This window comes from Pseudomonas marginalis, from assembly GCF_900105325.1.
Taxonomy (GTDB): Bacteria; Pseudomonadota; Gammaproteobacteria; order Pseudomonadales; family Pseudomonadaceae; genus Aquipseudomonas; species Aquipseudomonas marginalis.
In genome coordinates, this window is the sequence record NZ_FNSU01000003.1 from 3,304,145 (window position 1) to 3,324,209 (window position 20,065).

18 protein-coding genes and 3 pseudogenes are annotated in these 20,065 nt (G+C 60.0%); 7 read left to right on the forward strand and 14 right to left on the reverse strand.

The features are described 5' to 3' along the window. Positions 1-39: 39 nt before the first annotated feature. Positions 40-297 (forward strand): PA4570 family protein, encoded by a 258-nt coding sequence (locus BLW22_RS24550; RefSeq protein ID WP_003194088.1) that lies wholly within the window; start codon positions 40-42, stop codon positions 295-297. Positions 298-432: 135 nt separating this feature from the next. Here BLW22_RS24550 and BLW22_RS24555 read toward each other — a convergent pair whose 3' ends face one another. Continuing rightward, positions 433-1,050, reverse strand: coding sequence for a BamJ family beta-barrel-assembly machinery protein (locus BLW22_RS24555; protein WP_003176055.1), 618 nt, complete (start codon positions 1,048-1,050; stop codon positions 433-435). Positions 1,051-1,312: 262 nt separating this feature from the next. Here BLW22_RS24555 and BLW22_RS36070 point away from each other — a divergent pair. The 3 pseudogenes from BLW22_RS36070 to BLW22_RS36080 form a co-directional block, all read left to right on the forward strand. Continuing rightward, positions 1,313-2,110 (forward strand): annotated as a pseudogene (locus BLW22_RS36070) (methyl-accepting chemotaxis protein); the annotation flags it as partial. Between the two features lie 120 nt (positions 2,111-2,230). Then, positions 2,231-2,377 (forward strand): annotated as a pseudogene (locus tag BLW22_RS36165) (HAMP domain-containing protein); the annotation flags it as partial. Positions 2,378-2,638: 261 nt separating this feature from the next. Continuing rightward, positions 2,639-3,232 (forward strand): annotated as a pseudogene (locus tag BLW22_RS36080) (methyl-accepting chemotaxis protein); the annotation flags it as partial. Between the two features lie 639 nt (positions 3,233-3,871). On the opposite strand, the gene BLW22_RS24565 reads toward BLW22_RS36080, so the two are convergent. The 4 genes from BLW22_RS24565 to BLW22_RS24580 are packed head-to-tail and all read right to left on the reverse strand — an operon-like array spanning position 3,872 to position 7,957. Continuing rightward, entirely contained in the window at positions 3,872-4,240 is a 369-nt protein-coding gene (locus BLW22_RS24565; protein WP_027607654.1) for a glyoxalase superfamily protein, read from the reverse strand. 29 nt (positions 4,241-4,269) lie between these two features. Beyond that, positions 4,270-5,733, reverse strand: a complete 1,464-nt coding sequence (locus tag BLW22_RS24570; protein WP_074847607.1) for an N-acyl-D-amino-acid deacylase family protein — start codon at positions 5,731-5,733, stop codon at positions 4,270-4,272. A gap of 1 nt (position 5,734) precedes the next feature. Then, on the reverse strand, positions 5,735-6,595 hold the full coding sequence (locus tag BLW22_RS24575; protein WP_065925967.1) for a MurR/RpiR family transcriptional regulator: 861 nt from the start codon (positions 6,593-6,595) through the stop codon (positions 5,735-5,737). 12 nt (positions 6,596-6,607) lie between these two features. Continuing rightward, entirely contained in the window at positions 6,608-7,957 is a 1,350-nt protein-coding gene (locus BLW22_RS24580) for a GntT/GntP/DsdX family permease (protein WP_235865606.1), read from the reverse strand. Positions 7,958-8,204: 247 nt separating this feature from the next. Here BLW22_RS24580 and BLW22_RS24585 point away from each other — a divergent pair, with 247 nt between their 5' ends. Next, positions 8,205-8,585, forward strand: coding sequence for a lysozyme inhibitor LprI family protein (locus tag BLW22_RS24585; RefSeq protein WP_065925965.1), 381 nt, complete (start codon positions 8,205-8,207; stop codon positions 8,583-8,585). Positions 8,586-8,716: 131 nt separating this feature from the next. On the opposite strand, the gene BLW22_RS24590 is transcribed toward BLW22_RS24585, so the two are convergent. From BLW22_RS24590 to BLW22_RS24620, 7 genes are all read right to left on the reverse strand, one after another. Continuing rightward, on the reverse strand, positions 8,717-10,162 hold the full coding sequence (locus tag BLW22_RS24590; protein WP_074847608.1) for a SulP family inorganic anion transporter: 1,446 nt from the start codon (positions 10,160-10,162) through the stop codon (positions 8,717-8,719). Positions 10,163-10,283: 121 nt separating this feature from the next. After that, positions 10,284-10,964, reverse strand: a complete 681-nt coding sequence (locus tag BLW22_RS24595; RefSeq protein WP_065947218.1) for a hypothetical protein — start codon at positions 10,962-10,964, stop codon at positions 10,284-10,286. Continuing rightward, positions 10,957-12,135, reverse strand: a complete 1,179-nt coding sequence (locus BLW22_RS24600; RefSeq protein WP_074848241.1) for an AAA family ATPase — start codon at positions 12,133-12,135, stop codon at positions 10,957-10,959. The genes BLW22_RS24595 and BLW22_RS24600 overlap by 8 nt, the downstream gene beginning before the upstream one ends. 184 nt (positions 12,136-12,319) lie before the next feature. Next, a complete protein-coding gene (locus BLW22_RS24605; RefSeq protein ID WP_065947219.1) occupies positions 12,320-13,213 on the reverse strand; it encodes an NAD-dependent epimerase/dehydratase family protein in 894 nt (297 codons plus the stop codon). 103 nt (positions 13,214-13,316) lie between these two features. Then, complete coding sequence (locus tag BLW22_RS24610; RefSeq protein WP_074847609.1) at positions 13,317-14,213, reverse strand: LysR family transcriptional regulator; 897 nt, start codon at positions 14,211-14,213, stop codon at positions 13,317-13,319. 30 nt (positions 14,214-14,243) lie between these two features. Further along, complete coding sequence (locus tag BLW22_RS24615; RefSeq protein WP_065925960.1) at positions 14,244-14,834, reverse strand: NADPH:quinone oxidoreductase MdaB; 591 nt, start codon at positions 14,832-14,834, stop codon at positions 14,244-14,246. A 118-nt stretch (positions 14,835-14,952) separates the two neighbouring features. Further along, entirely contained in the window at positions 14,953-15,717 is a 765-nt protein-coding gene (locus BLW22_RS24620) for a sulfite exporter TauE/SafE family protein (protein ID WP_074847610.1), read from the reverse strand. 107 nt (positions 15,718-15,824) lie between these two features. Between BLW22_RS24620 and BLW22_RS24625 the strand changes: the two genes are divergently transcribed. Next, a complete protein-coding gene (locus BLW22_RS24625; protein WP_074847611.1) occupies positions 15,825-16,721 on the forward strand; it encodes a LysR substrate-binding domain-containing protein in 897 nt (298 codons plus the stop codon). Here BLW22_RS24625 and BLW22_RS24630 read toward each other — a convergent pair. Both BLW22_RS24630 and kynU read right to left on the reverse strand, forming a co-directional pair. Then, positions 16,667-18,073: an amino acid permease gene (locus BLW22_RS24630; protein ID WP_074847612.1), complete on the reverse strand. Its 1,407-nt coding sequence runs from the start codon at positions 18,071-18,073 to the stop codon at positions 16,667-16,669. The genes BLW22_RS24625 and BLW22_RS24630 overlap by 55 nt on opposite strands. A 117-nt stretch (positions 18,074-18,190) precedes the next feature. Then, entirely contained in the window at positions 18,191-19,441 is a 1,251-nt protein-coding gene (gene kynU / locus BLW22_RS24635) for a kynureninase (RefSeq protein WP_074847613.1), read from the reverse strand. A gap of 144 nt (positions 19,442-19,585) precedes the next feature. Here kynU and BLW22_RS24640 point away from each other — a divergent pair, with 144 nt between their 5' ends. After that, complete coding sequence (locus BLW22_RS24640) at positions 19,586-20,059, forward strand: Lrp/AsnC family transcriptional regulator (protein ID WP_003176072.1); 474 nt, start codon at positions 19,586-19,588, stop codon at positions 20,057-20,059. Positions 20,060-20,065: the final 6 nt, after the last annotated feature.

Here is a 20,065-nt window from a genome sequence, read left to right on the forward strand (position 1 = left end):
AGAATTATTCTCATTGAAACCCATCAAGGAGATGTACCCATGACTTATTTGATAGATGCCTGGCTCGACCGCCCACACCCTTACCTGCGCATCCTTCATCGGGAAACCGGCGAAGTCTGTGCGGTGCTGGAAGAAGAAGCTCTGAATGAATTGCAGGATCAGGGTGACCTGGACGTCAACGGCCTGAGTTCGAGTGAACCAGGAGTGCTCAAGGAAGTGGTGCGTAATCTGTTTCTGTTCTGCTATGCCCGAGCGTTACGCCCGGCGACGGAGCTCAATGGCAAATTTCATCCATGAGGAAACCAGCAAAACACTGTAGGAGCGAGCTTGCTCGCGAAGACCGCATAAACAACGCGCTCATCCAGGATGCCCGCGTCATCGTTGACGTTTTTCGCGAGCAAGCTCGCTCCTACAGGTAATCAAAAGCAGGTCTTACAGAACGTCGAGCAGTTCGACGTCGAATACCAGCACGCTGTGCGGCGGAATGCTGCCAACGCCTTGAGCGCCGTAAGCCAATTCGCTCGGCACGTACAGGCGCCATTTGCTGCCGGCATTCATCAGTTGCAGGGCTTCGGTCCAGCCGGCGATCACGCCGCCTACCGGGAATTCTGCAGGCTGGCCACGCTCGTAGGAGCTGTCGAACACCGTGCCGTCGATCAAGGTGCCGTGGTAGTGAGTACGAACCTGGTCTTCACGGGTCGGCTTGGCGCCGTCACCTGCGGTCAGCACTTCAAATTGCAGGCCGGAAGCCAGGGTGGTGATGCCATCACGCTTGGCGTTTTCAGCCAGGAACGCCAGGCCAGCGCCTGCGGCGGCTTCAGCCTTGGCAGCAGCCTCGGCTTGCATGATTTCGCGGATGACCTTGAAGCTGGCGGCCATTTGCTCCTGGTCAACACGGCTTGGTTTGCCGGCGAATGCATCGGTCAGGCCAGCCAGGATCGCGTCCAGGCTCACACCCGGTGGTGGGTTGTCGCGCAGTTGGTCGCCCAACTGACGGCCGATACCGTAGCTGACGCGGGTTTCGTCGGTGGACAGATTAACTTCGGACATGAAGAGGCTCCGCTGTAGGGCAGCACTGGAAACAGTGATGTGCGCGCCGCCCTGAACTAAAAGGGCCAGCAGACTAGCACACAAGACCCGCTCGTGATGAGCCCTGCACGGCAGAGCGGCACCGGGATCGCGACGCTTCGTCGCACGCACGATAAAAGCGCTTCAGATTCAAACCCTTTCGCCGATACAGGCCTACACACCTTGGCTGGCTCAAACAACAACACCGTCCAGCAGACAAAAAATCACCTTCGCGGAGCATTCGATGAACAGCTGGTTCGGTAACATCAGCGTCAACCTCAAACTGGGCCTGGGCTTTGGCCTGGTACTGGTCCTCACCTCAATCCTGGCCTTCACCGGCTGGACCAGCCTCGGCAGCCTGATCGACCGTAGTAACTGGATGAGCGATATCACCCAGCTCAACGCGTCGCTGACCAAACTGCGCATCGTGCGCCTGCAATACATGCTCGCTAACGGCGACGAAGCCGTGGCGCAGAACGTGCAGACCAGCCTGGACACCTTCGCTGCCCAGCAACAGAAACTCCTGGACAGCTTCAAGAGCCCGGAAAACGTCAAGCTGCTCAACGAGCAGAAAGCCATCATCACGGCTTATCAGCAATCCCTGAACAAAATGCGTGAGGCTTACCGTAACGGTAATACCTCTCGCCAAATGATGGGCGACAAGGCCGATATCGCCAACGCCCAAATCGACGCGCTGGAAGCCAGTGTGAAGCAAATGCCCGACAGCGCGGAGCACCTTGCACAGTTCCAGGCCGTGGCCGACGCCAAGATGCAGTTCCAGTTGGCCCGCTATGAAGTACGTGGCTACACCGGCAACGTCAACCCGGATACCGAAGCCCGCGCTGCCGCACAAATCGAAAAAGCCATCAGTGGCTTGAAAGACCTCAGCGCCGCCTTCGGCGCCAGCCAGCAAAGCGCACTGACCTCTTTGGAAACCGCCCTTGGCGCCTATCGCAGCGCCGTGCAGAACTACAAGGCCGCCAACGCCAACATTGTCGCCGCCCGTGCTGAAATGACCACCCAGGGTGCCGACATCGTCACCATCAGTGACAAGCTCTACGACATCCAGTTGAACCGCCGTGACGCCGAAAGTGCACAAGCCCGTAGCCTGCAATTGATCAGCACCTTGCTTGCACTGCTGGTCGGCATCATTGCTGCCTGGGTGATCACCCGCCAGATCACCCGCCCGATCCAGGAAACCCTGGCCGTGGTTGAGCGCATCGCCTCCGGCGACCTGAGCCACAATATCCAGGTCACCCGTCGCGATGAGCTGGGCGTACTGCAACAAGGCATCCAGCGCATGGGCACCACCTTGCGTGAACTGATCAGCGGGATTCGCGACGGCGTGACCCAGATCGCCAGCGCCGCCGAAGAACTGTCGGCCGTCACCGAGCAGACCAGCGCCGGTGTGAACAGCCAGAAGATCGAGACCGATCAGGTCGCCACGGCAATGCACGAAATGACCGCCACCGTGCAGGAAGTCGCACGCAACGCCGAACAAGCTTCTCTGGCCGCCGCCGACGCTGACGGCCAGGCCCGCGCAGGCGATAAAGTGGTGGCCGAGGCCATCGCCCAGATCGAACGCCTGGCCGCCGAAGTGGAACGTTCCACCGATGCCATGGCGCACCTGCAACAAGAGAGCAACAAGATCGGCAGCGTGATGGACGTGATCAAGGCGGTGGCCGAACAGACCAACTTGCTGGCCCTCAACGCAGCGATCGAAGCGGCGCGTGCCGGTGAAGCCGGTCGCGGCTTTGCCGTGGTCGCCGACGAAGTGCGCGGCCTGGCCCAGCGCACGCAGAAATCCACCGAGGAAATCGAAGGCCTGGTCGCCGGTTTGCAGAACGGCACCCAGCAAGTCGCCAACGTGATGAACAACAGCCGCAGCCTCACCGACAGCAGTGTCGAACTGACGCGCAAGGCCGGTGTGTCACTGGAAAACATTACCCGCACGGTGTCGAACATCCAGTCGATGAACCAGCAGATCGCCGCCGCTGCCGAACAACAAAGCGCCGTGGCCGAAGAGATCAGCCGCAGCATCGTGAATGTGCGTGACGTGTCCGAGCAGACCGCCACCGCGAGCGATGAGACGGCAAAATCGAGCGTGGAACTGGCACGTTTGGGTAGCCAGTTGCAGCAGATGGTCAGTCACTTCCGGGTTTAAGAAACCAAAAAGCCGCTTCGGTATTACCCGAAGCGGCTCCACTTCTCAGACGTTAGCGGTCATCGAAGCTGTCCCGCAGGAACTTCCATACGTGATAAGCACGTAGGCAGTTCACTACGAGGTTCCATGTACGTCGTGCAAACTTAGACATACTCAGCCCTCCGTAAGTTGGGCCTTACCTCCAGCACACTTACCGGAACATGTGGGCCTTAGGATGCTGGTCATAGCTTCCGATGAGGCGGCCGGGCTTTGGTTCCTCCCGCATAAATCCGGCACGGATTACTAGCCCGTGGCGTTCGGTCCATAATTCCGCGCGCATACCCAGCCACCTACAAACGACATACTTGGAACGGGGGTGATACTAACCAACATCTTCATCGAAGGTGTGACGGGCGATGAGAAAACCCTCCGCAGAGCTCCGCTAATTTATTGCCAATTCTTGCCACCGTTTTTTTAAACATTCAGTGAAATGCGTGAAAATCGTCGGCCTTGGCCAGTCCTTGCGGGGCGCGACAATCGGCAGTAGTATTCTTCTCGCTGGTCATAGCTTCCGCTGAATATGCAACCCCAGCTACTAACCGGGATTGCAATAAAAAACCGCCCTACTCAGGCGGTTTTTTATTGTCTGCGATTTGCCTCTCAGCCCTCACCTTCCTCAACAAACACCACCCGATTCCCAAACGGATCCTTGATGCTCATCTCCCGCGATCCCCAAGGCGTTTCCTCAACCCCAGGCTTGGCGTAACGGTAATCCTTGCCTGCCAACTGCTGCTGGTACGTGTCCACCCCTTGCGCCTGAATCCGCACCGCCGCGCCCGGCGAAGCATCGCCATGATGTTCGGACAGGTGCAGCACACAATCGCCCAGCGACACTTGCAGATAGAGTGGATAATTCGCCTCAAAGCGATGCTGCCAATCGACCTTGAACCCCAGGAAGTCGACGTAGAACTCCAAGGCCTTGGCCTCATCGAAAATCCGCAGGATGGGGGTAACTTTTCCTAAGTGCATGGCAACCGCTCCGTGTATGAAAGCGCCCACTATAGAGTCGAAAACCCATCACGCAAATCCCCACTGCGCGCCAGGAATCGCCCCGATCGCTGACCGTTCGCCCGACCATCGCTGTAGCTCAATACGCCGTTGACCCACACGCCATCAATGCCTTGCGCTGCACGCTGAGGTTCATTGAAGTCCGCCACATCCCGTACCCGCAACGGGTCGAACAACACAAGGTCGGCCCAGTGCCCTTCACGAATTTCACCACGCTCGGATAACCCAAAACGCGCTGCCGACAAGCCGGTCATCTTGTGCACGGCGGTATGCAACGGGAACAACCCGACATCCCGGCTGAAATGCCCCAGCACCCGTGGAAACGCCCCCCACAAGCGTGGGTGTGGAAACGGATCTTCGGGCAACCCATCAGACCCCACCATCGACAATGGATGCGCAAGGATGCGTCGCACATCCGCTTCATCCATCCCGTAGTACACCGCCCCCGCAGGCTGCAGACGACGGGCGGCGTCCATCAGGGAGACGTCCCATTCGCCGGCAATGTCCTGCAAGTCGCGCCCACCCACTTCCGGGTGCGGCGTCGACCAGGTAATCGTGATGCGAAACGCGTCGGTCACCTGCTTGAGGTCCAGGGTCGAGGAACTGGCCGCATAGGGATAACAATCACACCCCACCGGATGGGTTTTAGCCGCTGATTCCAACGCTGCCAACAGCTGCGGACTACGCCCCCAGTTCCCCGCTCCCGCACATTTGAGGTGGGAAATGATCACCGGTACCTGTGCGTGCCGGCCAATCAGAAAAGCCTCGTCCATCGCCTCCAGCACCGGTTCGAATTCGCTGCGCAAATGGGTGGTGTACACCGCACCGAAGGACGTGAGTTCTTCACTCAGTTGCAGCACTTCATCGGTCTCGGCACTGAACGCGCTGGCGTAGGCCAGGCCTGTGGATAAACCGAGGGCGCCGGCCTCGAGACTCTCGTGCAACTGCACGCGCATGGCGGCGATTTCATCCGGTGTGGCAGTGCGATGCAGGTCGTCCATGTGGTTACTGCGCAGCGCCGTGTGACCGATCAATGCCGCAACGTTGACCGCTGGATGAGCGCTTTCAACGGCGCTGCGATAGTCGCTGAAACAGGGATAAACAAACGCTGCAGCGCTGCCCAACAAGTTCATCGGGTCCGGCGGATCGCTGCGCAAACTCACCGGTGAGGCGCTGATGCCACAGTTGCCGACAATCACCGTGGTCACGCCCTGGCTGAGCTTGGGCAGCATCTGTGGCTGGCGGATGACCACCGTGTCGTCATGGGTGTGGACATCGATAAAGCCCGGCGCCAGCACACGGCCAGTCGCATCGATTTCATGCGCGGCCACCGCCGTCGATAAGTCGCCAATGGTCTCGATGCGCCCGTCACGCAGCCCCACATCGGCGACAAACCCTTCGGTGTTGCTGCCATCGATGATCAGCGCCTGGCGAATCAGCGTGTCGTACGTCATATCAATCTCCAAGCGGCAGGCTGTCAGGGCCGCCGCGATAATCGTCGAGGGCCAGCTTGATCCGGCGCAAACGTTCCTGGTTGTCGTCGGGCAGGGCCAGCGCCAGCTCGGTGGCGAGCAGGTCGATGGCCAGCAGCATGCCGTAGCGCGCCGCCGTGGGTTTGTAGATAAAACTGGTTTCGGCCGGTTGCAGCGGCAGCAGCACATCCGCCAACTGCGCCAGGGGCGAGTCGGCCAGGGTGATGGCGACGATGCGCGCGTCGTAGTTGCGCGCCAGCGCCACCACATCAAGCAACTCGGGGGTGAGGCCGGTGAGCGAGCAGACGATCAGCGCGTGTTCCGGCCCCAGGGTTGCCGCCGTGACACGCATCATCACCGGGTCGTGGCTGGCGGCAATCGGGTAGCCCAGGCGAACCAGGCGCACCTGCAATTCATCGCTGCACAAACTCGACGGCCCGCCCATGCCGAACGCGTGGATCATCCGCGCCTTCCCCAGCAGGTTGACCGCATCGACAAAACTCGCCTGGTTGAAACCCGACAAATGCTGGCGCAGCGTCGCCTCGATATCGCCAAGAATCTGCCGATGAAACGCCGACTGCTCAGGCAACCCCGCCGGGTCCAGGAAGCGGCTGCCGACGCCGCTGGCCTGGGCCAGTTGCAGGCGCAGATCGCGCAAGTCCCGGCAACCGACACTGCGGGCAAACCGCGATAAGGTCGCGGTACTGACCTCGGCCCGTTGGGACAGCTCTTCCAGGCTGGCCGAGGCGGCAAAGCCCACATCCTCCAGCATCAGCCTGGCGATACGCCCTTCGCCGGCGCTGAAGGAATCCTGGCGGGCGCGGATCTGGTAGAGGATGTCCATGGAGGCTCCGGGTTACAAAATGCAGGACAGACCGTAAGTCAGACCGAAGGCAACCACAGAGATCAGGGTCTCCAATACGGTCCAGGTCTTGAAGGTCTGGATCACCGTCATATTGAAGTATTCCTTGATCAGCCAGAAGCCGCCGTCGTTAACGTGGGAAAAGATCACCGAACCCGCGCCAGTAGCCAACACCAGCAATTCCGGGTGTGGATAACCCAGGCCCAGGGCGACCGGGGCTACCACGCCCGAAGCCGTAGTCATGGCTACCGTGGCTGAGCCCGTCGCAATCCGCATCAACGCCGCGAACAGCCAGCCCATCACCAGCGGCGACAAGTGGAAGGCATGGGCTAGGCCGAGGATCTCATGAGTGACGCCTGCATCCACGAGGATCCGGTTCAGGCCACCGCCCGCGCCCACCAGCAAGGTGATACTCGCGGTCGGCGCCAGGCATTCATTGGTGAACCTGAGGATCGACTCGCGGTTGAAGCCCTGCGCCAGGCCCAGGGTCCAGAAACTCACCAGGGTCGCCACCAGCAGCGCGATCACCGAGTTGCCGATAAACAGCAGGAACTGGTTGAAGCCCGTACCCGGGGTGGAAATCACGTTGGCCCAACCGCCGATCATCATCAGCACCACCGGCAACAGGATGGTGCCCATGGTCAGTGCAAAGCTCGGCAAACGCTCACGGGGTTCGCGCTCGATGAACTGGCGTTCCAGCGGGTTTTCCGCCGGCAGGTGAATACGCGGCACGATGAATTTGGCGTACACCGGGCCGGCGATGATCGCCGTCGGGATACCGATGAGGATCGCATAGAGCACGGTCTGCCCCACCGACGCGTTATACGCCAGCACGGCCATCATCGCCGCCGGGTGCGGCGGCACCAACGCATGCACCACCGACAAGCCGGCAACCATTGGCAGGCCGACCATCAGGATCGACACCCCCACGCGCCGCGCCACGGTAAAGGCGATCGGCACCAGCAATACAAAGCCCACTTCGAAAAACAGCGGCAGCCCCACCAGGAAGGCGATGCACACCATGGCCCAATGGGCATTACGTTCGCCGAAACGGTTGATCAGCGTGCGCGCCACCTGCTCGGCGCCACCGGACTCGGCCATCATCTTGCCGAGCATGGTGCCCAGCGCCACGACCAGGGCGATATGCCCCAGGGTTTTGCCGACGCCCGCCTCGTAGGAACCCATGATGGTGTCCGCCGGCATCCCGGCCATCAGCGCCAGGCCGATGGACACCAGGGTGATGACGATAAACGGGTTGAGCCGGTAACGTGCGATCAGCACGATCAAAGCAATGATGGCGATGGCAGCGTATGCCAACAGCCCGAAGCCCGGTGATGCGGCCATGCGGTACTCCTCGGAAAGGGTCACGTCGAATTGGTTGTGAAACTCATAAATCATTACCGAGGAGCATTTTCAAATTTTATGAAAGTAACTTTCGCCCACAGATAAGCGCTGTCGCGTTGGGGTATGCCCAAGGGCCGCGCATGAAAATTCGGGGGGTGTTCTTACATGAAGTTCAGAGAAGGCTGGAAACTCAACGAAGAGGCTTGAGTCATAGAATGCACATCCACCGATGCCAGGAAAATCGAGCATGATTCGCACCACACTCGCCGCCGGCGCCCTGCTTCTCGCCGTGTGCGGCACTGCCGCCGCTGCCGACAACCCGGCGCTGAAAAAATGCATGGACGGCGCCAATACCACTGCCGACATGGTCAGCTGCAACGTCAAGGAAACCAAGGTGCAAGACACGCGCCTGAACAAAGCCTACAAAACCGCCCTCGCCGCCCAGGAAGGCAACCGCAGGCAGCAACTGCAGGACCTGCAGCGCCTGTGGATCAAGTACCGTGACGCCAATTGTGCCTTCGTCGGCTCGGCTACCGGCGGCACCATCGACCAGGTCAACGGCACCGGCTGCGTGCTGGACATGACCCAGACCCGCGCCCAGGAACTGGAAGACCTGGTCGGGCCGTAATGCAAGGCTGCATCGCCCTCTGTAGGAGCGAGCTTGCTCGCGAAGATCGCCAACGACAACGCGGGCTTTCTGGATGCCCGCGGCGCTCTCTGGTTTTTCGCGAGCAAGCTCGCTCCTACAGGGGTATGTGATCAGTCGTGGTGAACCTTGGCACGCTTGAGCAGCTTCTTGCAGCGTTCGGACAAATGCAGCACGCGCAAATGCTTGCCGGCCTTGCTGTAGCGCTCGCGCAGGGTCATCAGTGCGGCAATCGCCGAGTAGTCGACAAAGCTCAGGTGACGACAATCCAGCGTCACCTGGGCGGGGTCGTTGGCCGGGTCGAACTGGTTCAGGAACGGCGTCGTCGAGGCAAAGAACAGCGTACCGTGCAGGCGATAGAGCCTGCTGCCATCCGCTTCCAGATGCTCATCGGCGTACAGCTCACGGGCCTGTTGCCAGGCAAAGTTCAGTGCTGCGATCACGATGCCGCACAGCACGGCGGTGGCCAGGTCGGTGAACACCGTGATCACTGTTACCGCGATAATCACCAGCACATCATTGAGCGGCACCTTGTTGATCACCCGCAGGGACGCCCAGGCGAAGGTCTGCTGGGACACCACGAACATCACCCCCACCAGCGCCGCCAGCGGGATCCGCTCGATCAGCGGTGACAGAAACAAAATAAACAGCAGGATCATCACCCCGGCGAACACCCCGGAGAAACGTCCACGCCCGCCAGAGCTGAGGTTGATCACGGTTTGCCCGATCATCGCGCAACCGCCCATCCCGCCGAACAGGCCCGAGAGCATATTCGCCGCGCCCAGGGCCACGCTTTCGCGGTCGGGGTAGCCACGGGTCTCGGTGATTTCGTCGGTGAGGTTCAGGGTCAGCAGGGTTTCCAGCAGGCCGACCATGGCCATCAGGAACGCATAGGGGGCGATGATGCCGAGGGTTTCCAGGGTCCAGGGGATCTGCGGCAGCGCGAAGCTCGGCAGGCCGCCGGCGATGTGGGCCATGTCGCCGAGGGTACGGGTCGGCAGGCCGAGCAGGTACACGGCCAGGCCCACGCCAAGGATCGCCACCAGGGCCGGCGGCACCGCACGGGTGATGCGCGGCAGCAGGTAGACGATGGCCATGGTCACCAGCACCAGGCCCGTCATCACGTACAACGGCGTACCGCTGAGCCAGCGTTCACCGTTCTTGAAATGTTCCAACTGGGCCAGGGCAATGATGATCGCCAGGCCGTTGACGAACCCCAGCATCACCGGGTGCGGCACCATGCGCACCAGCTTGCCCAGGCGCAACAGGCCGAACGCGACCATGATCAGCCCGCCCAGCAGTACCGTAGCCAGCAGGTATTCCACGCCGTGCTGCACCACCAGCGCGACGATCACCACCGCCATCGAGCCTGCCGCCCCGGACACCATGCCGGGCCGGCCGCCGAACAACGCCGTGAGGGTGCAGATGATAAAGGCGCCGTACAGCCCCATCAGCGGGTTGAGGTGAGCCACCAGGGCAAAGGCGATGCATTCGGGCAGCAGCGCAAAGGACGTGGTGAGGCCGGCCAGGGCATCGGCGCGCAGACGAGTGAGGTTCATGAGGTACCAAAAAGTATAAGTCAGTAAAAACTTCAGCCATCAATGATGACAAACGCGATCCTGACTGATCGCCTTTTTTGAAGGGTGTGAAAATCGCGGGAATCTTAACAGCCGACGAAGACTACACAGCTCTGACATCCTGATCAAAGACATCGGCCTGGGTGCAAAGCTGACATACCCGCTTCCATCTACTCTGGACTAAAGGGGCTCTCAATATGTAGTCAGCTCGCTTGTTGATCCGGGACGCCTTGGGCAACTGAGCCAATACCGTTTTCATATTAAAATTGCATTCGATATCTGTAAGCGCAGTTGCAGTCGCCGGGAGGATGGCGGCCGCCAACCAAGACTCAATAGCCTTGGAGGGAATACAAATCACTGTCTTGCTTGTGGGAACAGGATTGCCTAGCCAGGACAGCAGGACGGTACGCAAAGCGGTAACCGAATCCTGTGCAACAGGACACGGCATCTGACACGGCAACGCGCCCCAACTGTGTTGCTGAGCAAGCTCTTCAAGCCTGGCATGCGCATACGTCATGCCAGCCACATCAGCGTCCAAATGAATGATGTAAAAGTCATACAAAAAAAGCGTTGGATCATCATGCAATACGCCCTCACCGCGCTCGACACTTTGATGACACCACTTGGCAACACCACCCCAGCCCTCACCCAGTTCACGTGAAGATGCTTCTGGTTGTATCAGTTTGAGAACAAACGGCTCTAATAAAATCGCCTTAAGAGCAGCCTCCACCACCACCAGGTCGGTTTTTCCTTCGGCGATCAACGCGATGCGCAAGTCAGACATTGGGCAGCGCCCCTAGGTGCCCCATCATCCATAGCCGGGACAGCGGATATTCTTTGTTCATTTTCAGTAGCTTTTCGGTTGGCTCTATCCGAATAACACTGGTATGGCCTTCACTATTGCGATCAACCGCAAATAAACGAATTTCATCATCCGAAAGGTCAAGTCCATCAAGTACGGCAGGGTTATGAGTTGTAAACAGTAGCTGTCTGCGGGCATCGTTTTTCTTCAACCAATAAGACAGTTTTTCAGTCAGCCGCATGGCAAGACGCGGGTTCAAGGCTTGGTCCAGATTGTCAATCGCAAGCACCATCGGCGCGGCAGGAGATAAACATAGAATTGCACTGAACAATACGTACAAAGCGCCCTCACTGGCGTCGTATGCCGTGAGAGAGTTGCGCCCACTTTTCATATATCGATCAGTAAGCTTTAGAACGCTTTGGCCAGTACGGGATACCGAGGGTGACAATAAAGAATTTGCCGTTGATACGGCGTCGATATCGACAACCCAGTCGATTAACTCCAGTACGGAGTCCATCAATTGCGGATCAGCGTCCAAAGCACTCTTGAGTTCAGCAAATGCGTCAGCCAGCCGCCCGCCCGACAACCCCAGCGGTGAACGCGTTTGCGGGTCAGCCACCATTGCCCGTAGGGTGGGTGTATTCGGGCTATAAATCGCGTAGTCCTGCAACTGCTGCATCAATTTGGCAGCCGGGTTATCCGGTGAAAGATCCACCAACTTAAGTGCCGCCAATCCAGCAGTAGGTTTCAAATTTTTCAAACTTCTGACACCGGCAGTCAGAATCTCAGTATTCGAATCTCGTAGATACTCTGTCTTGAACTCCCAAGCCGGCTCAGGCTTATCAATAGGGTTCAAAATTGAAGTTCTATATTCCTCACTTTGAGCACCTATGGCACTCAATCGAATTTCTGGCGGCGTTCTTCCGCCGGTGAACGACGTTTTGTAAAGTCTCGGCAAACCAGGTCTGACGCCACGTCGCAGAAGAGACTCCGAATCAACTACGCCGTTTGCTGCTGCGCCCAAAACACCAATGGCCTCCAAGATATTACTTTTACCGACACCGTTGGCGCCGATAAAGCAATTAACTCGTCCTAACTCTAGCGTCAACTCTGGAATAGACTTGAAGCCTTTAATCACTATGGTTTTTATCATTCGAGACTCCAAGTCTTTCATCGCCAAAAACCGCAGGCGGGCATAAGCCTGATAACAGAATCCTTGCATTCTCTAGGCTGGAAGCCTTTCACGCAATCCATGTACACGTTCATTCAGTCCATAAACACAAACGGCCGCCCAATGGCGACCGCTTAAGCTGCATACCCTCCGTGTCCCACCTCTGTTAAACCATCTCGTGGCGAATCCACTCGACTACGGACGTACGCTTCGGCGCCCAACCCAGCAACTCGCGGGCATGCCTGCCGCGCACGCGGCTGTTGGAGCCCAGGCCATAGTTGGCCATTTCATAGCCCCACTCGGCCTCAGCCTCGGCCAACGGCCAATCCTGCGGCCGGCCCAGGTTCAGGGCTTGGGCAATCGCCGTGGTCATGTCGATAAACGAGGCCTCGCCGCTTTCCACAAAGTAGAACGTACCCGGCACGTTGCGGGTCAGTGCCAGCAGGTACAGCGCCACCACGTCTTCAATGTGCACGTTGGACCAGATGTTCTGCCCGGTGCCGACATGGCGCACCACACCGCTCTTGCGTGCCTGCTTGAGCAAGCGCGGCAGTTGCACGCTGTCGCGCTTCACACCGAGACTGTGGCCGTAGATCAGCGTGTTGCAGATCACCGCTGAGTTCACGCCGTCTTTTGCGGCCGCCAGGATCAGGTTGTCGATGGCCACGCGGGCAGCCTTGTCGACGGTCGGTTCCGGCAGGCTGTCTTCGAAATAGATGACATCGCTGGACTTACCGCCCGACGCATCCCCCACGATGCTCGAACCGCTGGTGTGCAGGAATGGCTTGTCCGAACCTTTCAGTGCGGCCAGCAGGGTTTCCACCGCAGCACGATGGTCGCTGCTCGCGGCATTGATCACTGCATCGGCTTTGTGCGCTTGCTCGGTCAACACAGCAGCATCGTCGAGGGTGCCGATCACCGGGTTGATGCCCAGGGCGGTCATTTCAGCCGCTTGCTCGGCGCTACGTACCAGGCCGGTGACCGTGTGACCGGCCTTGACCAGGCCGGTGGCGATGGAACCGCCGATAAAACCGGCTGCGCCGGTAATGAATACGTGCATGGAGAGTGCTCCTGACGGGGTAAGTGATGGGTCCATTGTTACGGACTCATCCCTGACGAATAAGCCCGCACCGCCCAATTCACTCTTGCGTGAGGGTCACGAATCAGCAGGCATACCGCGCCAGCTTGGCCTGGATAAAGTCCAGGAAGCACTGGATGCGCAGCGCCAATTGCGAGTTGCGGTAGAACACCGCGTGGATCGGTTGGCGATACCCGCTGTTGAACGCCTCCAGCACCGGCACCAGGCGCCCGGCATTGATGTCTTCGACGGTCATGAAGTTCGACAGGCAACAAATGCCCTGCCCTTCCAACGCCAACTGGCGCAGGGTTTCACCACTGGACGCGGCCACGCTGGGCTCGATCAGCCAGCGGTCACCCTCCACATGACGCAGCGGCCAGTGGTTGAGGGTTTCGGTCTGGGTAAAGCCCAGCAGGGTGTGGTCAGCCAACTCGGCGACCGTCGTCGGCGTGCCGTACTGTTTGAGGTAATGAGGGCTGGCGAGGATATGCAGCGGCGTACAGCCCAGGGATCGTGCATGCAGGGTTGAGTCGGCCAGGGCACCGATGCGAATCGCAATATCGGTGCTCTGTTCCAGCAGGTCGATGATCAGGTCATCGCTGTTCAACTCCAGCTGGATCTGCGGGTACAAACGGCGGAATTCAGCGATGTAGGGCACGATCCCATGCAGCATGAACGGCACGGCGGCATTGATGCGCAGGCGCCCGGCGGGGTTCTTCTGACGTGACGACAGGCGCTCTTCCAGCTCGTCCATCTGCGCCAGGATGAGCTTGGCATGCTCGAAGAAGTACTTGCCCTCCTCGGTCAGGTCCATGCGCCGCGTGGTGCGGTTGATCAGCGTGGTCTCAAGCTTGGCTTCCAGGCGCGACAGGGTGCGACTGACCGCCGATGGCGTCTGCCCGACCTGCTCCGCGGCGGCGGAAATCGAGCCGCACTCAATCACGCTGACGAAGATCTGTAGCTCATCGGATCGGGCTTTCACGGGCGGTCCTCGTTATCGGTGTACCGCAGCTTACACCGAGAGGTTGAACACCCGCGCCAGATGCTGTTCGTAGCGCGCCACATCCACCTCGATGGCCGGGCGTTTCATCACGTCCACGCACAGGAAGGTCGGCAGGCCGGTCATGCCGAGGAACTCGTTGGCTTTGTGGAACGGGAAGTACACCGCATCCACGCCCTTGGCTTCGAAGAAATCGGTCGGATCGTCGAAGGCTTGCTGCGGTGCATTCCAGGTCAGTGACAGCATGTAGTGCTTGCCCTGGACCAGGCCACCGCTGCCGTATTTCTGCGAGGCGTCGGAACGGGTGCGGCCATCGCTGGCGTACAGGCTGCCGTGGCCCTCGGTGAAGACTTCGTCGATGTACTTCTTGACGATCCACGGCGCGCCCATCCACCAGCCGGGCATCTGGTAGATGATCACGTCTGCCCAGAGGAATTTGGCGACCTCTTCAGCCACGTCGTAGCCTTCGTCGATATGGGTGACCTTGACGTCGATACCGCCTCGGTCCAATACCGCCAAGGCGGTGTCATGCAGGGTGGTGTTGTAGCGGCCATCGGAGTGGGCGAACTTTTTACCGCCGTTGAGCAAGAGTACTTTTTTCATGGGAAGCATCCAGAAGGTTGAAAATGTCTGGACGCAGCCTATCCACCTCGGCCCTTCGGAATAAGCCGGCACCGGGCAAAATACCTTTGACCACAAGGCACGAATGGATCACTAATTGTTAACCGCTGATCAGCAAATGCCCGCCCAGCAGTGCCATGCCGATAAAAAATACCCGCTTGAACAGCACCGCACTGATGCGCTGGCGCACCACCTGGCCCAGCCACATGCCCAGCAGCGCCGGCACCAAGGCCAGCAACGAGGCATTGATTGCGCCAGCGCCCAAGGTGCCGCGCCAGGCTAGACCGGCGGCCAGGGCCAGGGTCGATACCGTGAACGACAACCCCAACGCCTGCACCAGTTGATCGCGATTCAAACCCAGTGCCTGCAGGTACGGTACGGCAGGAATCACAAACACACCGGTGGCCGAGGTGATGAGGCCGGTGATCAGCCCACACACCGGGCCCAGCCAACGCTCGGTCCGGGCCTTCACCTTGAACGTGGGCAGGAACAGTCCGCTCAGTGCATACGCCAGCAACGCCGCGCCCAGTGCGCGCACCACCCATTGCCCGCCGTCCATCCCCAGCCACACCGTGCCCAGCCCAGTGCCGAGGAAAATCAGCAGCAACATCGGCCACAGCCGCCGGAGCAACGCACTCAGGTGCCCGCCGAATGCCAATTGCCACAGGTTGGTGACGGTCGAAGGGATGATCAGTAATGCCGCAGCCTGCGCCGGTAACATAGCCAGGCCGAGCATGCCCATGGCGACAGTGGGCAGGCCCAGGCCGATGATACCCTTGACCGTACCGGCCAGCAGGAAGGTGCCGATCACCAGCAAGGTAAGGGCGGGGCCGAGGTTCTGGTAAAACGCGAGGAAGGTATTCATGGGCAGAGTGTGCGACTTTTCGATGCGCTCTAAAATTCGCCATATACTGAGGCAGCCTCTTGTTTTGCGTGAGCCTGAGGCCCGTCTACTCCCTCGAGCCATCAGCCATGCACTTTGACCTGATCGACCTGCGCCTCTACCTGCACACCCTCGACACCGGCAACATCACCGCCGGCGCGGCCCGCAGCCATTTATCCCTGGCCGCCGCCAGTGCCCGCATCCGGGCGATGGAGGCGTCGTTGGGCATCGAGTTTCTCCAGCGTGGACGTCGCGGCGTCACCCCCACACCGGCAGGCAAGGCCCTGGCCCGTCACGCCCGCCTGTTGTTGCAACAGGCCGAGCACCTGCAGCAGGACCTGGCGGAATATGCCAAGGGCGTCAAAGGCCAGGTGCGCCTGCTGTGCAACACCACTGCGCTCAGCGAATACCTGCCGGAACTGCTCGCGGACTTTCTGCGCGAACACCCCAACCTCGATATCGACCTGCAGGAATTGCCCAGCCTGCGCATCACCCAGGCCTTGCGCCAGGGCACGGCGGAGCTGGGGATCATCTCCGACGCCGTGGACACCCATGGCTTGCAGACTTTGCCCTTTCGCGACGACCCGCTGGCGCTGATCATGCCGCACGACCATCCCCTGGCGGGCGGCACGGTGAGCTTTGTCGACAGCCTGCAATACGACTACGTGGGTCTGGCCGCCGCCAGCGCCCTCGCGGTGTATCTGGAAGAACAGGCACTGCACGCGGGCTTTCGTGTGCAGACGCGCATCCGCGCCGAGGGTTTTGACGGGCTGATTCGCATGGTGGCCCGCGGCGCCGGCCTGGGCATCGTGCCCCAGGCGGCGCTGGCGCGCTGGCCAGCGCCGCGCCGCTTCATCGCCCAGCCGTTGCAGGAAGAGTGGGCTTGCCGCACGTTGCTGTTATGCGCGCGTTCGTTCGAACAATTGCCGGGTTACGCCAAGGCCTTGTTCGATGCCTTGGCCCTGCCCTTGCGGAAAAACCCGTAATACACCGCGGACAGAATCAGCAGGAACGGCACGCCAAACACCAGGGTCATCTTGAACGCTTCGGTGAAGTACGTGGTGATCATCACCGCGCCCATCAGCATCAGCCCCAATAACGTGCTGTAGGGAAACAGGCGCAACTGGAACGACAGCTTCGCGCCGCCATGACGCTTGCGATAGCGCCGGAAGAACAGGTGCGTGAGGAAGATCATGAACCAGGTGAAGATCGCGCCAAACATCGAGATCGCCATCATCAGGGTGAACGAACTTTCCGGGTACACCAGGTTCAACAGCGTCGCCAGGGCGATGCCCGAGCTGGACAACAGCAAGGCATTCAGCGGAATGCCGCTCTTGCTCAACGCCCCCATGGACCTGGGCGCAAAGCCGGCGCGGGACAGGCTGAACATCATGCGCGTGGTGATGTAGAGCTGGCTGTTCATCGCCGACAAGGCCGCAATCAGGATCACGAAATTCATCACCCCGGTGGCGCCGGGAATGCCGATGGTCTGCATCACCGTGACGAACGGGCTCTGGGCCTGGCCGGCCTGGTTCCATGGCACGATGGCGAGCATCAGCGCCAGGGTCAGCAGGTAAAACACCACCAGCCGCACGATGGTCGCGCGAAAGGCTTTCTTCACGGCCTGCTCCGGGTCCGCCGCCTCACCGGCAGCCACGGCAATCATCTCGACGCTCAGGTAGCTGAAGATCGACACGATCACGGCGATCCACATGCCGCTCAAGCCATGGGGGAAAAACCCGTCGTGGGCCGTGTAGTTCTGCACCCCGTATTGCGGGTTGCCGGAGCCGAATACCACGTACACCGCGAGGATGATGAAGCCGACGATGGCGCTGATCTTGATCGTCGAAAACCAGTATTCGAAGTTGCCGAAAGTCTTGACGCTGATGGCGTTGAGCAGGATCAGCACGCTGGAAAACGACACGATCCACACCCATTCCGGCACGTGGGCGAACCAGTACTTCATGTACATCGCCACCGCCGTGACCTCGGCCCCCACCGCCAGCACAATCGCCGCCCAGTAGGCATAACGCACCAGGAACCCGGCCAGCGGGCTGATGTAGAACTCGGCATAGGCGCCGAAAGAGCCCGAGGTGGAATGGGCCACCGTCATCTCGGCCAGGTAGCCCATCAGCAGCAAGGTGATCAACGCGCCGATCGCGTAGCTCACCAGCACGCTGGGCCCGGCGTAGCCGATGGCATAGGCGCTGCCCATGAACAGCCCGGTGCCGATGGCGCCACCGATGGCGATCATGCTCATCTGGCCGGAAGTGAGCTGGCGCCTCAGGCCCAGTTCGCGGTGGGTGATCTCGGCAAAGCCGTTGTCGGGTGTGCTCACGTGGTGTGCCCCTTTATTATTGTGGTTGCACTATTTGGATATTGACGCAAATCCCCTGTTGGAGGGGGCAAGTCGAATCGTCGCACCGCCCCTCCCACATTTTGATCTGCATTATCTTCAGGTGACGCTGTGGCGGACCTTGAATTGCGGCTGGTCCCAGGTGCCGTTGTCGAGAATCTCACCGAGGATTTCCACCGCATCCCACACCTCGGTAAAACTCGTGTACAGCGGCGTAAACCCAAAACGCATGATGCGCGGCTCGCGGTAATCACCGATCACGCCACGTGCGATCAGGGCCTGGATCACCGCATATCCCTCCGGGTGTTCGAAGCTCACATGGCTGCCACGCCGAGCGTGTTCACGGGGAGTGATCAGCACAAGGTTGTGGGCGGCGCAGCGGCTTTCGACCAACTCGATAAACAGGTCGGTCAGCGCCAGGGATTTGCTGCGCAGGCGGGCCATGTCGGTCTGTTCGAAAATCTCCAGGCCGCATTCCACCATCGCCAGCGACGTGATCGGCTGGGTGCCGCACAGGTAGCGGGCGATGCCGGCGCTCGGCGCATAGCTGGATTCCATGGCGAACTGCCGGGTATGCCCGAACCAGCCCGACAGCGGCTGGTGCACCAGGTCTACCAACGCCGGGTTGACCCACACGAACGCCTGGGAGCCGGGGCCGCCGTTGAGGTATTTGTAAGTGCAGCCAATCGCATAGTCAGCACCGGCCCCGTGCAGGTCGATGGGCACTGCGCCCGCCGAATGCGCCAGGTCCCAGATGCTCAGCGCGCCGCATTCATGGCTCAAGGCGGTGAGCGCCTGCATGTCGTACATGTAGCCGGTCTTGTAGTTGACGTGGGTGAGCATCACCACCGCCACGTCGCCGTCGATGGCCCTGGGCAGTTCATCCGGGCTGTTGACCAGGCGCAGGGAATAGCCCTGTTGCAGCAACTCGGCGAGGCCCTGGGCGATGTACAAATCGGTGGGGAAGTTGCTCGCTTCGCTGACGATCACCTTGCGCGCCGGCTCACGTTGGCGCTGCACGCTCAAGGCGGCGCTGAGCACCTTGAACAGGTTGATCGAGGTAGTGTCGGTGATCACCACCTCACCGTCCCGCGCACCGATCAGCGGCGCCAGGCGGTTGCCCAGGCGCTGGGACAAGTCGGCCCAGCCGGCGCTGTTCCAACTGCGGATCAAGCCATTGCCCCACTCTTGCGCGATGACCGCCTGCGCCCGCGCCAACGCCGCCACCGGACGCGCACCGAGGGAGTTGCCGTCCAAGTAGATAACGTCCTGCGGCAAGGCGAACTGCTGACGTAGCGGCGCCAGCGGGTCCTGGGTGTCGAGGGCTTGGCAATGGCTGCGAGGGGTCATGGGTTGTCCTGGTTTTTGTCAGTGAGGATGCAGCAAATAATGAACGAAGATTTAGAGAATTTTCGTGCAAAGTGGTGGGTAACAGGCTAATTAAGCTGTAGGTAATTCGAATTTAACCCCTAAATACGCGGATTTATTCTAACCATGATCCTTGACGCCACCGACCTGCGCCTCCTGCATTTCCTGCAACAGGATGGCCGTATCAGCAACCAGGAACTGGCGGAAAAAGTCGCGTTGTCGCCCTCTGCCTGCCTGCGTCGTCTACGCCTGCTGGAGAGCGAAGGGATTATCAGCGGCTACCGTGCAGTGTTAAATGCCGAGCAGTTGGGGATTGAACTGGAGGCCATCGTCCACCTGTCATTGCGCCAGGATGTGGAGGATTGGCATGAGACGTTTATCAAGAAGGTGCAAGGCTGGCCGGAAGTGGCCAGCGCCTACGTGATCACCGGCGCCAGCAACTATGTGCTGCGGGTGCAGGCACGCAACCTCAAGCACTTTTCGGACTTTATCGTGAACCACCTGAACCGCACGGCGGGGGTGATGGATATCCGCTCGGAGATTGTGCTGCAGAAGATCAAGGATCGGGATGAGGTGCTTGATCTGGTCGTTCGCAAATAGTCAGCC